The organism is Paenibacillus sp. p3-SID867, from assembly GCF_025142895.1.
Classification (GTDB): Bacteria; Bacillota; Bacilli; order Paenibacillales; family Paenibacillaceae; genus Paenibacillus_AQ.
The window spans coordinates 159,489-173,207 of sequence record NZ_JAMBDM010000003.1 but is presented as its reverse complement, the minus strand read 5'-3'; the positions used below and the strand labels follow the sequence as shown (position 1 = coordinate 173,207).

Annotated in this window: 18 protein-coding genes; 13 read left to right on the top strand and 5 right to left on the bottom strand. The window is 47.0% G+C overall.

The genetic code is table 11. From position 1 onward, the window contains the following. Window positions 1-79: 79 nt before the first annotated feature. The gene (locus tag M4D81_RS06955; RefSeq protein ID WP_071220203.1) at window positions 80-391 is read right to left on the bottom strand and encodes a hypothetical protein; all 312 of its coding nucleotides are present in this window, start codon (window positions 389-391) and stop codon (window positions 80-82) included. Between the two features lie 365 nt (window positions 392-756). Here M4D81_RS06955 and M4D81_RS06950 point away from each other — a divergent pair, with 365 nt between their 5' ends. The 5 genes from M4D81_RS06950 (at window position 757) to M4D81_RS06930 (ending at window position 3,868) form a co-directional block, all read left to right on the top strand. After that, on the top strand, window positions 757-996 hold the full coding sequence (locus M4D81_RS06950; protein WP_006211206.1) for a hypothetical protein: 240 nt from the start codon (window positions 757-759) through the stop codon (window positions 994-996). Between the two features lie 439 nt (window positions 997-1,435). Then, window positions 1,436-1,765 (top strand): PadR family transcriptional regulator, encoded by a 330-nt coding sequence (locus M4D81_RS06945; protein WP_071220202.1) that lies wholly within the window; start codon window positions 1,436-1,438, stop codon window positions 1,763-1,765. Continuing rightward, on the top strand, window positions 1,758-2,318 hold the full coding sequence (locus tag M4D81_RS06940) for a DUF1700 domain-containing protein (protein WP_071220201.1): 561 nt from the start codon (window positions 1,758-1,760) through the stop codon (window positions 2,316-2,318). Before M4D81_RS06945 ends, M4D81_RS06940 begins: the two co-directional genes overlap by 8 nt. Then, entirely contained in the window at window positions 2,315-3,163 is an 849-nt protein-coding gene (locus M4D81_RS06935; RefSeq protein ID WP_260065255.1) for a DUF4097 domain-containing protein, read from the top strand. Before M4D81_RS06940 ends, M4D81_RS06935 begins: the two co-directional genes overlap by 4 nt. Window positions 3,164-3,241: 78 nt before the next feature. Further along, a complete protein-coding gene (locus M4D81_RS06930; protein ID WP_071220199.1) occupies window positions 3,242-3,868 on the top strand; it encodes an FMN-dependent NADH-azoreductase in 627 nt (208 codons plus the stop codon). 96 nt (window positions 3,869-3,964) lie between these two features. Here M4D81_RS06930 and M4D81_RS06925 read toward each other — a convergent pair whose 3' ends face one another. Then, the gene (locus M4D81_RS06925) at window positions 3,965-4,270 is read right to left on the bottom strand and encodes a DUF2087 domain-containing protein (RefSeq protein ID WP_260065252.1); all 306 of its coding nucleotides are present in this window, start codon (window positions 4,268-4,270) and stop codon (window positions 3,965-3,967) included. Window positions 4,271-4,487: 217 nt separating this feature from the next. Here M4D81_RS06925 and M4D81_RS06920 point away from each other — a divergent pair, with 217 nt between their 5' ends. From M4D81_RS06920 to M4D81_RS06890, 7 genes are all read left to right on the top strand, one after another. Further along, window positions 4,488-5,465: a YpdA family putative bacillithiol disulfide reductase gene (locus M4D81_RS06920; RefSeq protein WP_071220197.1), complete on the top strand. Its 978-nt coding sequence runs from the start codon at window positions 4,488-4,490 to the stop codon at window positions 5,463-5,465. 126 nt (window positions 5,466-5,591) lie between these two features. Beyond that, window positions 5,592-6,035 (top strand): DUF441 domain-containing protein, encoded by a 444-nt coding sequence (locus tag M4D81_RS06915; protein WP_071220196.1) that lies wholly within the window; start codon window positions 5,592-5,594, stop codon window positions 6,033-6,035. A 220-nt stretch (window positions 6,036-6,255) separates the two neighbouring features. After that, window positions 6,256-7,161, top strand: a complete 906-nt coding sequence (locus M4D81_RS06910; RefSeq protein WP_071220195.1) for a decaprenyl-phosphate phosphoribosyltransferase — start codon at window positions 6,256-6,258, stop codon at window positions 7,159-7,161. Window positions 7,162-7,190: 29 nt separating this feature from the next. Further along, entirely contained in the window at window positions 7,191-7,823 is a 633-nt protein-coding gene (locus tag M4D81_RS06905; protein ID WP_260065248.1) for an HAD family hydrolase, read from the top strand. Then, window positions 7,811-8,152, top strand: coding sequence for an EamA family transporter (locus tag M4D81_RS06900; RefSeq protein WP_260065247.1), 342 nt, complete (start codon window positions 7,811-7,813; stop codon window positions 8,150-8,152). Before M4D81_RS06905 ends, M4D81_RS06900 begins: the two co-directional genes overlap by 13 nt. Then, window positions 8,142-8,462, top strand: a complete 321-nt coding sequence (locus M4D81_RS06895) for an EamA family transporter (protein ID WP_071220192.1) — start codon at window positions 8,142-8,144, stop codon at window positions 8,460-8,462. The genes M4D81_RS06900 and M4D81_RS06895 overlap by 11 nt, the downstream gene beginning before the upstream one ends. 63 nt (window positions 8,463-8,525) lie before the next feature. Then, entirely contained in the window at window positions 8,526-9,818 is a 1,293-nt protein-coding gene (locus tag M4D81_RS06890) for a DUF6080 domain-containing protein (RefSeq protein WP_260065245.1), read from the top strand. Between the two features lie 75 nt (window positions 9,819-9,893). Here M4D81_RS06890 and M4D81_RS06885 read toward each other — a convergent pair whose 3' ends face one another. Then, on the bottom strand, window positions 9,894-11,639 hold the full coding sequence (locus M4D81_RS06885) for an ABC transporter ATP-binding protein (protein ID WP_311200612.1): 1,746 nt from the start codon (window positions 11,637-11,639) through the stop codon (window positions 9,894-9,896). 249 nt (window positions 11,640-11,888) lie between these two features. Here M4D81_RS06885 and M4D81_RS06880 point away from each other — a divergent pair, with 249 nt between their 5' ends. Then, on the top strand, window positions 11,889-12,401 hold the full coding sequence (locus M4D81_RS06880) for an ADP-heptose synthase (RefSeq protein WP_260065242.1): 513 nt from the start codon (window positions 11,889-11,891) through the stop codon (window positions 12,399-12,401). 141 nt (window positions 12,402-12,542) lie between these two features. On the opposite strand, the gene M4D81_RS06875 is transcribed toward M4D81_RS06880, so the two are convergent. Next, complete coding sequence (locus tag M4D81_RS06875; RefSeq protein ID WP_071220188.1) at window positions 12,543-12,992, bottom strand: NUDIX domain-containing protein; 450 nt, start codon at window positions 12,990-12,992, stop codon at window positions 12,543-12,545. Window positions 12,993-13,038: 46 nt separating this feature from the next. Then, window positions 13,039-13,344, bottom strand: a complete 306-nt coding sequence (locus M4D81_RS06870) for a HesB/YadR/YfhF family protein (RefSeq protein WP_100537990.1) — start codon at window positions 13,342-13,344, stop codon at window positions 13,039-13,041. Between the last annotated feature and the right edge of the window lie 375 nt (window positions 13,345-13,719).

Genomic DNA, 13,719 nt, shown 5'->3' with positions numbered 1-13,719 from the left:
CTCCTAATCCAGAGCATCTGAAATGTACAATTATGTATTTGGCTGTTTCATTCAAAACCAATGGGTTACTTACCCAATCTCAGCTTTCTTGAAACAACGATCTTCTGCCATAGACAGGAGCTTCCTCGGTGGTTGTTGAGAATGCCCGTTGCAAACGAATATAAGAGCCTTCCCTAAGTCCCGCTTCAACAAGGTTAGAATGGCCGCCTACCGTAAACCACAAGCCCTCCGGGAACTTTGCTTCTAATATATATTGAATCCCTTCACCCGAGGGTTCACGAAAAAGACGTAGCCCCAGCAGCTCATTCAACCGTTCAATGGAGCACTCATCGGGTACGTCGATATCAAACCAATCATCTTCATTTCGACCGCTGATCACGGTGAGTATCATCTAGTCAACCTGCCTTCCCAAACATGGTAATCCTTATGTTAATTCCATATGCAAAGTCCAATCACCTATTTCAATAGTTACAAAAAATAGTTACATTATTGTAATAATATCATCCCAGGGTCAGTTCTGTCAATTTGTGTCATATTTCCTATTTCCTATTTTTCATGCGGATTTGTTAGTCCTGAGGGACTATTTATATATTGATTATAGGGTAAATCCGGGTTTTTCGTCGGTAAAATAACGCCGTTCACAAAAATGTCACGCTCTGAAAAATGATGCTGATTAATTCTATGAATTTAAGGTTATTTTAAGATTGGCAATTTATAATGCAAATATCATGAAAAATCTTTCGTGAGGTGATTGATATGAAAACACTTATCATGTTCCAAAATAAGCCGGTTCCCGTATACTTTACAACGGATAGCAAGCAGCCGGTACAGAAAGTATTAAAACTGCTAACCAGCGCGCTTGACCATAAAATTCAAACCGGCAAAAAGGCGCTGCAAAAATGCCTCAACTCCCTGATCAGCATTGAAATCGAGGGATCCGAGGCAATTCTTCACAGCAAAAGCGAAAACGACTCTCTTGCGCTATCTCTCTTTTAAAAAAGAGGGATAGCCCTTTTTTTGTTTAACTCCATTATAACCCGTGATGACGATCCTGGGCTATCTGCGCTCTCTGAATTCGGATTTGAAACAATTTCACGAGATTTCTCCGCGTTGTGATCTCCCGGCAACTGTCCAATTTTTTTAATATAAACCGATCGATGGACATACTGTTCATCCCTCCATTCATATCTTGGAAAAACGACCCTATGTTCTGATAACTTCTATTAACCGCACCTTTTCAAGATTAAACGAGACTTTCTTACGTTCCACAAAGCTTCTTATGATTCGACGATGCTCTGGTAATAACCCATTTTATATTCAGTACCTTGCATTAATCAGTACTTAGTGATATCTTATTGTAGACCACTACTGAATATTAATCACTACCTCATGTTTACAGCATGAACATGGACTTATGAAAGGAGGTATCTGCCGTATGAATGTTAGTATTCAATTCAAAAAAGGCGTTCTTGAACTCTGCGTGCTTGTGTTAATCCATCGCAAGGACCAGTATGGCTACGAGTTGGCTCAAGCGGTATCGAGGCATATTGAGGTAGCCGAAGGGGCGTTGTACCCTCTCCTTCGCCGACTTGTTAATGAAGGCTATTGTACGACATATCTCCAGGAATCGACCGAGGGTCCGCCCCGTAAATATTATAAGCTGACGCCCAGCGGAGTGATTTATATGAGAGCCTTGGTAAAGGAATGGCAAGCTTTTGTGGGCAATGTGACCAATCTGATAGAGGAAGGAAATTTGTATGACTAAAAAACAGTTTATTGCAATTTTGGAATCGCGTCTTGCCGCGCTTCCTCCCGACGAACGGCGGGAATTCATTCATGATGTGGCGTCCCATTTTGTCATTGGCATGCAGAATGGACGAACTGAAGAGGAAATCGCCCGTGAACTGGGAGATCCTTTTGAAATGGCAAAGGAAGCGTTAGGCGACCGGTATGTGGATATGGATATGCCTGCTCCCGCAGCGATCCGAAGACCGTCTTCTTTTGGAAAATATGCAGTAGGAGTCGGTTTGTTCTTCTGTGCATTGGTGGCCGTCCCCTTCCTTGCGGCATTATGGTCCGGAGGCGTCGCTATTGCTCTGGGTGCCCTGGCAACCTTGCTGAGCCCGGTGCTCGTTCTGCTTGACTACATCGTAAACGGAACGTTTTATCCGGCCAAATTATTCTTATCCATTTCTTTGATCGGAATCGGCATCTTCCTCGGATATGCCACACGCTCAGCCATGGTTGGGTTGTTATCGTTAACCTTGAGGTACTCCAGATGGAATACGCGTTTATTGAAGGGACGTGACGCACAGTGAACAGAAAATGGTTGTTCAGTTTAGCAATCGCACTTATATTGGTAGGAATCGTCGGCATGGCTGCGAACAAGTTTAAATTCGGTGAAGAGCTTGTCAGCTATCAGAATCGATGGGATCTTCAGGATGCCGTAAATTTGAAGAAATTAACGATTGCCAGCAATATGAATATCAGCTTCGCGTTTGAGGACAGCGGCGATTCGAACGGATATATCGCGTTTGCCGGCAAATTAAAACCGGAGCATGTCGATATTCTTAAAAACTTTAATCCATCTGGCCCTGAGGTGGAATTGGATCTGACTACACCTTCCACTTTTCAGTTGATGAGTGTGGACTTTCGTTCACCAAAAGGAACACTGACCATCGTGCTTCCATCAAGCACGCAACTGGACGAACTCGATTTGTCGACCATCTCCGATAACATCCAGGTAAGCGGAGCTTCCTCCAAGGTGGTTGACATCTCCGTGAAGTCAGGCAGCATTAACATGAGCGGAATACAAGCCGAGCAGTTAAGCGTTGAGAACATTTCGGGAAGTATTCGCGGTTCTGACATTCGGGCATCCACCCGGCTCGTCAATCATTCGGGAAATGTCGTGCTGAAAAATATGGAAGGTCCCTTGGACATCGAGGTCACCTCCGGTAACGTAAACGCAGGTTTGCTTGGCGTTTCATCGGTTAATATCCTGTGCAGATCCGGCAACGTGAAAGTACAGCCTGACCCGTCATTCCGCGGTTTCTATGACCTTAAGACACTGTCGGGATCCGTCTCGGCGCCGGAGTCACTGAAAGAAACAACCGATACCATCCAAGTGGAAACGTACTCCGGTAATATCGATATCGTACATTGAGACGTTGTTGACAAACGATAAAAATGAAATATACTATACTTTATAAAGTAAACCTAACAACAAGGAGTGTTTTCATACATGTCTAATGTACTATTCATCAAAGCAAACAACAGAGCCATCGAACAATCGGTCAGCGTAAAAATGTACCACGCGTTTTTGGAGTCCTTCAAAGAAAGCCATCCGGAAGACCAAATCACGGAGCTTGACCTATTTGCAGAGAATCTTCCTTATTATGATAGCACTGCCATCAACGGTATGTTTAAAGCTGCCCAAGGATTGGAAGCTACACCGGAAGAGCAGGCGGCTGCTTCGAATGTGAGCAAATATCTTGACCAGTTTCTTGCTGCAGACAAAATCGTGCTTGCTTTCCCATTGTGGAACATGACCGTACCTGCCGTTCTTCATACGTATATCGACTATCTGAACCAAGCAGGCAAAACGTTCAAATATACCCCTCAAGGCGTTGTAGGTCTCGTGACTGGCAAAAAAGTCGTCATCCTGAATGCGCGCGGCGGCAACTATTCCGAAGGACCTATGGCTGCGGCTGAGATGGCTGTTAACTTCGTGATGGGCAATCTTCGTCAATGGGGCGTACAGGATATCGAAACCCTGATCATTGAAGGCCACAACCAATTCCCTAATGAAGCAGAAATGATCGTTCAGAACGGTCTTGAGCTCGTTAAAAAGGCTGCTGCCGGTTTCTAATCGAACTTATACGGAATAATAACACGGATCGTTATATACAATAGCCACCTTCAACTGTCTTAGGCAGTGAAAGGTGGCTTTTTGTGATAATCCCATTTAAACCTTTTCCCATTGGGTCCATAACTCGCGCGGGTTTCGAATATAGATTTCATGATCACGGCTCATATATTGATGAATGATAAATTCCCGCCGAATGGTCGCATAATCCGCATAATAACGCTTGATAAACGCATTGATATCCTTTTCCGGATATTCCTTCCCTGCTTCAAGCTGCTCAACCAGGTATTCCAATATGACGAGTTTCTTCTTGTACTGGGCCGGAATGGAGCGCAGTGTTCCGTCATTCGCTATAAAATTCCGGAGAACGGTTGTTTTATAAGCTTCGCTAGCAGTCGTTTCCATCTTTTTTCTTCCTCCCTCCTAATCACAAGTTTCATAACCGTCTAATTTAATATTTATCTAATTAGATGGTAATCAAATTAATGGTGTTTGTCAAATACTTTCTGCTTGAAGTCAATTCAGCCAGGCTCCATACCGCCTAATCTGGATTTATCCTCATATTTGCTGTAGGATTATAATGCTGATCTAAACGTTAGGTTAATACATAAGGAGGTTCACCATGCTCGACGTCTTAATTATCGGCGCAGGCCCATGCGGTCTCTCAGCTGCCATTGAATGCCGCAACCAGGGCCTCAGCTGCGAGATCATCGATAAACACAATGTAGTTCATTCCATTTATCTCTATCCAACACATATGCAGTTTTTCAGTACGGCCGAAATGCTTGAAATCGGAGATGTTCCGTTCGCCATATCGAATGATAAACCGTTTCGGCACGAGGCGCTGGCCTATTATCGCAGAGTTGCCAGACACTTTAATCTGAAAATCTCCCCATACGAAGAAGCACTCACCATAACCAAGCAGCCCGACGGGAGCTTTCAGGTGAAGACCCAGCGCCGCGGTGGTGCAGAGTCCATACGAGAAGCTAAACACGTAGTCATTGCTACGGGTTATTTTGATCATCCGAATTATATTGGCATTCCTGGAGAAGACTTGGAGAAAGTAACCCATTATTTCCGGGAAGCCCATCCATATGCAGGAATGAAAACCGCGATCATCGGCGGCAGTAATTCCGCCGTGGATGCTGCCATGGAGCTTATCCGTGTCGGAGCCGAGGTGACGATGGTATACCGGGGTGAGGAAGTTTCACAAAACATCAAACCTTGGGTACGTCCTCTGTTTGACAGCATGGTGCAAAAAGGTCATATCCAGCTTCACCTGAACTCGCGTGTCGTACAAATCGCGGAATCTTCCGTTACCGTTCTTTCGAATCAAGGCCAGGAAACAATCATTGAGAATGATTTTGTACTGGCATTGACCGGATTCCGTCCTGACCGAAAGCTGCTTGCCTCCTCCGGCGTTGAACTGAATGAAGACATGGAGAAGCCGCTTTATAATCCGGATACGATGGAGACCAACGTTCCGGGACTCTATGTCGCAGGCGTCATTGCATCCGGCCGCAACGCCAATGAGGTGTTCATTGAGACAGGCAGACTACACGGTCGTCTGATTGCCGAGCATCTGGTCTCGAACGCTTAAACGATTACCAACGTGCTTTCCCAGAAGAAAGATCGGTTTTTTATGATGTTTTTCTTACGATATCAGGAAGGCATACGCTTCGTAGTCTAAACTTTCTGATATCTTAAACATAAGGAGTGATTCCCCATGGACGTAACTTCACTCATCCTGCTGGCTATGGCGGGACTTGGTATTATCAGCAGCAATTCTGCCGTGACCATTGCGATGCTGGCATTGCTTCTCATCCGCGTAACCGGCTTTCAGCAAGCATTTCCATGGCTGGAGAAATACGGTCTGACACTCGGCATTATCATTCTCACCATAGGTGTCATGTCACCGCTGGCCAGTGGAAAGATGAGTCTGCAAACGATCGGCGAATCATTCCTGAACTGGAAATCGCTGTTGGCCATCGCCGTCGGCATGCTTGTCGCATATCTGGGCGGCCGGGGGGCCACGCTGATGGGAACCAATCCCACCGTGGTTGCGGGTCTTCTCGTTGGCACGGTGCTTGGGGTAGCCCTGTTCCGAGGCGTACCCGTCGGGCCGCTCATTGCGGCCGGTCTGCTGTCCCTGCTGATCGGCAAATCATGATGAAACGAATACAGCCTTCTTTTTTACAATTAATTAAGTAGAAACATAACCTCCCTGCCGGATCGTGAACGCTTGGGGAGGTTTATTTGTTCTATATGTAAGCTTCGCAACCAACGGATCGTTACCATATATAGTCTATTTTATGGTATGATAGCTATCGTGTTTTAGCGCTATTTCCCGCAATCCCTTATGAAATATGAAGTATCAGGAGGTAACACCATTGTCTTCAACGAATACCGAATCGGTCGCTGCTCCGCTTAAACAGCTTCCCTTGCTGCTCTTCAGGCAGCTGAGGCCAAAGCAATGGACCAAAAACCTGCTCATATTCGCAGCCCCCCTCTTCTCCTTTGAAGGGGTGAATCCCGGCGTGCTCTTCGACACCCTGATCGGTTTTTTTCTGTTGTCATTCGTGTCCGGCTGCGTCTACATTGTGAACGATTATGCCGATCGCGAAGCGGATCGCAATCATCCGGTGAAAAAATACCGACCGATGGCCTCGGGAGCTCTTCCTCCTAAGCTGGCTATTGGATTCGGCGCGCTGCTGCTGACAGCTTCGCTGGTCATATCTTATTTGCTCAATCCGCTGTTTACCGTATTATTGGTGCTCTATTTTGCCATGAACGTAGCTTATTCCTTCCGGCTGAAGCATGTTGTCATCATTGACATCATGATTATCGCGGCCGGGTTTGTGCTGCGCGCCATCGCAGGCGGACTGGTCATCCACGTCCCGTTCACGCCATGGTTTCTTCTCTGTACGATGCTGTTATCGCTCTTCCTGGCGATCGGCAAGAGAAGGCATGAGCTTCATCTGCTGCAGCATGACAAGGGCTCTCACCGCAAGGTGCTCGATCAATATTCGTTCGATCTGCTGGATCAGATGAGCAGCATTGTCACCACAGCAACCATCATCAGTTATTCGCTGTTTACTTTTACGTCCGGCAGAACCGTTCATCTCATGTGGACCATACCGCTCGTTATTTACGGGATGTTCCGCTATCTTTATCTGATTCACATCGAGAAAAAAGGCGGGGCTCCGGACCGGGTGCTCCTGGAGGACGCTCACATCCTGGTCACCGTGATCCTTTATGTCATCTGCGTCATCGGAATTTTGGTATACTTTGAATAATACAGAATCGGTAAATTGAGGGAAATGATATGCATCAGAAATTCGCAATCTTTGACATCGACAAAACGGTCATCCACTCGGACTCCATGTTTCAATTTTTAAAGTATGGCATACGAAAAAAACCGTCCACGGCCCCCGTCATACTGAAAGTCCTGCTTCACTCCGTACTGTACAAGCTCCGTCTTCTGGGAGCTGAAAAAGCAAAGAGCGCTTATTTTCATGCGATGCGCCATATGGATGATGCCGACCTGAAACATTTTTACGAAACGGAATTGAAACCTGCGATCTTCCCGGCTGCGCTGAAGGAAATGCAACGAAAAAAAAGCGAGGGCTATCATGTGCTCCTTGTAACGGCGTCCCCCGATGCTTACATGAGATACTTTGCAGAGCTTCCTTGTGTCGACACGGTGATCGCTACCAAGCTTTCCGTACAGGACGGACGCTTTACGTCGATGATCGAAGGGAACAATTGTAAGGGGGAGGAAAAAGTGAACCGGATTCAGCAGTACTTGAACGAGCGGAAACTGACCATTGACTATGCAGCTTCCTGCGCTTACTCCGATTCCTTGTCCGATCTCCCGATGCTCGGGCTCGTCAAACACAAGTATTTGATCAATCACAAATCCGCTCAGGGATGCGAGGGATTAACATGGAACAGATAAAAGCGCAGAACGCCCCGCGCCACTTGGGCAAGCTGTTCATGGTCTTATCGGCATTTTTGACGGCTACCGGCCAGCTGTTCTGGAAATGGGGACACGACAACTTGCTGTACATGGGAATCGGCTTTATCTGTTACGGCCTCGGAGCCATACTCATGATCAAATCGTTTTCATTGGACAAACTGTCCGTTGCCTATCCCCTAATGTGCATCAGCTATATTGTGGCTCTGTTTTATGGTGACTTTTTTCTGGATGAACCGTTAACCCTGCAAAAGCTGGCAGCCGTCGCCCTGCTCGGAATCGGGGTGACATTAACGTCCTATGAAAAATGACGGATTCCTATACTTGCTCCTGCTTCTGATGACTTTGCTTGGCTCGCTGGGGAGCGTATTCTTCAAGGGGTATACCGCAAACAAACAAATCAAGCTGCTGCTGATCGGTTTCCTTAGTTACGGATTGGGAGCCTTGTTAAACATATACCTTCTAGGGGAGCTTCCCTATACGCTGGTTATGCCTGCCAATGCACTGACGTTCCTGTGGGCCTTGTTGTTTGCCAAATGGGTATTCAAGGAAACCATCGGGATCCGCAAAATCGCCGGCGTCGCTTTTATTATTTCCGGATTGCTTCTGCTGATCTGGTAAGCGAACGCAGCTTAAGCCTGTTCACAGTACATATATAATGGAAAGATTGGTGGAGCGTAAAACATGACTTTTTTCAGTTATTTATTCCGACATAAAAAAGATAATTACACGGCAATCGGCCTAAGTATCTGTCTTGTCCTATGGTATGTTATCATGAACCTTCCGTTCGTGACCTACATCAAGGATCATGCAGCCGAGTTGATGCCGCACAGCCCGTTCTATGGTGCGCCTTTCACATTGAATCTGTTCAACTTCGATCCTTCCATGGAATATGGACCGGAGAATATCTCGATCATCCATCCATTCATTAATTTCCTGACCAGTCCGTTAACGACGATGATCGGGAGTGCGAACCTCCCTTATCTTCTGATCCAATCGGTCTTGAATGCCTTAAGCGCTGCGCTGGTCTACTATATCGTCCGAAGAAGCGGAGCCGGCTGGCTGTTGTCCTTCGTGACGGCGGCTTTCTTCGGTGTCAGCTCGTATACGCTGTTCACGGCATTCATACCGGATTCCTATGCTTATGCGCAGTTCATGATCATCTTATCAGCCGCTTACTTGCACTATTGCCGGCTTACGAATCGATATGCCGTCATGCCGAATGCCTCCCTGGCCCTGATTAATTTCGGCATCACGTCTACGAATGTGGCAACGTTCGCAGGTGCGCTCCTGATCAGCCTGTTCGATCGACGCTGGAAGGATGCCTTTAAACGCTTCATCCTCATTATGCTGGCTTTTCTGGGGATGGTGATTATCGTAACCCTGCTTCAACACTTGCTGTTCTCAGGTAAATCCTGGATCGCGAACGTGTTTTCAAGCGTACAAAACGGTGCGCTCAGCTATGTTTCTCCTTTTTCATTCGAGCACCATTCCCGGGTCTTCTACATGCTGTTTGTAAGCCCGATCCTGTCGCCGGAGCTTGCCATGATTGATCCGGGGATCGCGGCATTCGTGACGAATTTGGCCAAGCCGTATCCGATTCATGTCCATATCGTCGGGATCGGGATGCTTATTCTCGCGATTCTGTCCTTCATTAAGGGCATCCGATCCCGCGATACCTGGGCATTTGCCATCTATATCCTGTTCGCGATTCTGCTGCACATCATCGTTGGGTTCGGTTTGGCTACTTACGCTTACGATCTGTACTTGTACGCAGGACATTATCTGTTTGCCGTGTTTGTGCTTGCAGCGCTGTTTATTGCCAAAACGAAGAACCTCCGGATTCAACAAGCTCTGACCGGCATCATGATCCTGTTCCTGCTGATCACCTTAGTGAACAATATCGTATTGCACGGACAGACGCTTGAGTATATTCAGATGACCTATGACACGGTATTCAAGAATATCGAGAAATAAGCCTTTATCCTAAATAAAGACCCGTTCCCTGAAGCATGGCCCAACACCATGGCTCAGAAGGACGGGTCTTTCGTATTAACTCTCCAGATGCTGCACGTTATACAGTCTGGCATAACTTCCATCCAGATTCATCAGCTCGCCGTGCGTTCCCTGCTCTGTAATTCTGCCATTCTCCAGCACAACGATTTGATCGGCGTGCGTAATCGTTGACAGGCGATGGGCCACGATTAATGTGGTACGGTTGTTGGACAGGGATTGCAGCGCCTGCTGTATCAGATGCTCGGACTCCAAATCCAGCGCCGACGTCGCTTCATCCAGCACCAGGATGTCCGGATCCTTAAGGAAGACACGCGCAATCGCCAGTCTCTGTTTCTGTCCTCCTGAGAGCTTGACGCCGCGTTCACCCACTTCCGTCTCATAGCCTTGCGGCAGCTGGGTGATGAAATCATGCGCATTGGCGGCTTTGGCAGCGGCGACGATTCTCTCTTCATCCGCCTCCGGATTGCCGAACAGAATATTCTCACGGACGGTGCCGCTGAACAGGAAGTTGTCCTGCAGGACCATGCCCACCGATCCGCGCAGGCTGTCCAGCGTCAAATCCCTGACGTCATGACCGTTAATCTTCACCGCGCCCTGCTGTACATCGTAGAATCTCGGAATCAGTCCGATCAGGGACGATTTACCGCCGCCGCTCATGCCGACAAACGCAACCGTCTGCCCCTGCCGAATGGTTAAGTTTATATCTTGAAGCACCCAACCGGCAGCGTCGTTGTACTTAAAGGAGACACGGTCGAATTCGATCTGTCCCGCTGTCTTAAGCGTTTTGGCATCCGGACGGTCCACAATGTCATACGGCTCGTCCATGAGCTCCTTGACCCGCTCCAGCGACGCTGAAGCCTGCGTTAGCACCGTTGACGAGTTGATCAGACGGCGAAGGGGCGCATACAGCCTGTCGAGATAGCCAAAGAAGGCAACAAACGTACCTAATGTCAGATCTCCCTGAATTACCCGGTATCCCCCATAACCGATAACCAGGATAGGCGCAATGTCGGTGAGCGTGTTGATAATGGAAAAGGTGAGCGCATTCCAGCGGGTCTGGGCCATCGCTTTTTTCAGGAAATTGCCGTTGATCCCTTCGAACTTCTTCTGGTCGTAACGCTCCAGAGTAAAACTGCGGATAACCGAGATCCCCTGAATCCGTTCATGCAGATACGCCTGGATGCCGGCGAGAGCCTGCGACCGATCCTTAGTCAGACGTTTAAGCCGCTTATATAACAAATTCACCGCTAGTCCATATAGAGGAAGAATCGAGATGGCAACCAGCGTCAATACGGGATTCATGAAGAACATGACAATTAACACGAACAGCAGTGTAAACATATCCAGCCAGATGTTCATCATGCCGACTTCCACCAGGTTCTTGGATTGTTCCACGTCATTGATAAAGCGCGATATCGCCTCGCCTACCTTGGTATTCTGATAGTAACGGAGAGATAAGCGCTGCAAATGGGCATATAACCGGTTACGCATATCGAATAAAATACGGCTGGTAATGAATTGGGCAAAATACTGCCGCAAGTATTCCACCGGACCACGCACCACGACAAACAGCACCAGCGTCCCGGCAAGAATCCACATCAGATCCTGAATTTTCTGTTCGACCGTCATCTGCTGGTTGATCAGCAGATCATCCACGACATATTTCATGATCATGGGCAGCAATAACGGGATTGCAAATTTGATCATGCCGATAATAAGGGTCAGAATGATCCACTTCATGTACGGCTTAACAAACGGATAATAGATTTTCCATGATTTCAAAGGTAATTAAAGCCCCTTTCTTTAGATTATAGAATTTACGAGTTTTCTGCGAAGCTGAATCCATTCAATAATCGCAAGAATAACACCTTTAACCCGCGGTCTGTCTTCTGTGAAAGTACGTCGATGGATGTTATTGTTAAGTAAGATCCACGCGGTTATTAGGCGAAGAGCAGTTGACATTTATGAACTTCAATGCTTTATTAGTTCTAAACTTATGAATTGTATCATGTCTTGCAGGAGGATTTAGTCATGACCAGAATTTTCGTGACGGAGGCCGTCATGCTGGCTATTTACGGTCAGCTGTTAGTACCGCCGAAACCCGTCGAGTATATCATTCCGTACACAACCATTTTGGAATTATATGAGCTTCATACCACCGAAGAACATCTCATGAATAGCAGTGCTGATGACCAGCACGTCAAGATAAAGATCGGCGAATTGATTTCCTATTTTGAAGAGCCGCTGAACAAAAAGAAAATTGAGCGTGCCCTGCAGGTTCCCTGGTCCAAAAGCCCTACCATTCCCGTTAGTGAAACTACCCGGGTCTCGGTCATGAACACCATGGACACCGCACCTTATGGGGAATCCTTTGATCCTGTTGAAACTGAGCTGCTCCTGGCATCCCAAAGAGCAGAGGCTCCCATACTGACCGATCAATACGAACTGATTCAGCGTATCGTCGAGAGCGCTCTTCCCGTTCAGGTATATGATATCGACGATTTTGACTTTGCATTGGAGGTCCCGCTGTCCGGGCAGTCATAATGAGCGTATGTACACACCTTCGCATGGCAAAAGGAGTCCCTTCCCCCGGTTTGAATGGGGCAGGGACTCCTCATGTTGACCGAAAAAAATTCCCCATGCGGGGAATTTAAAGCGTATAAAACTGCCACCACTAACGAAGCCTCAGCTGTTCTTTTTAATCTTGTCCAGCAAGCGGACCGTGATCGCATCCATTGCGGGCAATGCTTGAAAATCAAAATATTTAAGAGATACTTCCGTATTAGGGGACAAATGAATGGCACTGTGCAGACCGGTTGCCTCATACACACCTATCACATAATACACTTCATCTCCACCAATTTGCTTCTTCATATACTCCGGACCAGATACAAGGTCCAAGAGTCGCATATCATCCGCTGTCTGGCCGCTCTCCTCCCACAGCTCTCTGGACGCTGTGTCTTCAAGAGCTTCGCCGGGCTTCAGGGTTCCGATGGGAAGTCCCCACTCGTCCTTGTTCTGCCGTTTCAGGAGCAGAATCTCTCCATTATCGTTCAGCACAAGAACCGCCGCTTTCACACGAACCACCGAACGTTTGCCGATGTATTGGCGAATATCACGGTGATATACGCTCATCTTGGGAACCTCCTTTCCCTAGATGGCGCTGCAGTCTCTCATCAGGTTAATTTACTGCGCCCTCTTCTTCATAAATATACGAAATGTCATCCAAGGATTCCTCATATTTCACGCGTAGCGTATATCCCTTCAAATACCACAGATCCTGTTCTTCCATAAAGAATGTTACCTCTTCGGAACGCTCCGTCAGTCCCGCTTCTCTTGGTTCTTCTACCGAAATACCGAGCGAAAAGCCAGGATGGAGGCCTCCGCCTGAGCTATATCGTGGAAAGAAGCGAACGAACGTGCCTGCCTGAAGGTCAAGTTCCTTCTTGTACCAACGTGCCGCCTGATCGCTGACTTGAATTTGCATGTATCGTACACCCTCCTTAGACGTCATAATATGTTGACCCCAATCTGTTAGCAGACCGGAGATCTTAGGGACGGTATCCATATTTAGCTGCAATATTATCATAACGCATACATACGTTAGGATACAAATCATTTTGATAATAAAATAGTGACATAAGGTTCTAACCTACCTTCACTATCGAATATCTTGCGAGTGATCCTGAAAAATAAGTTTGACACATTCCAGTTCATGGTGATAAAATTCAGTCCATACGAGATCGATTTGAATAAAATGTAAATTACGAAGAAAGGGTGAGTGACATGTTGAAACTGTTTGCAATGGATCAAGATCATCTTGATCATCATTTCCTACAATTAAATATGGATCGACTCCCCA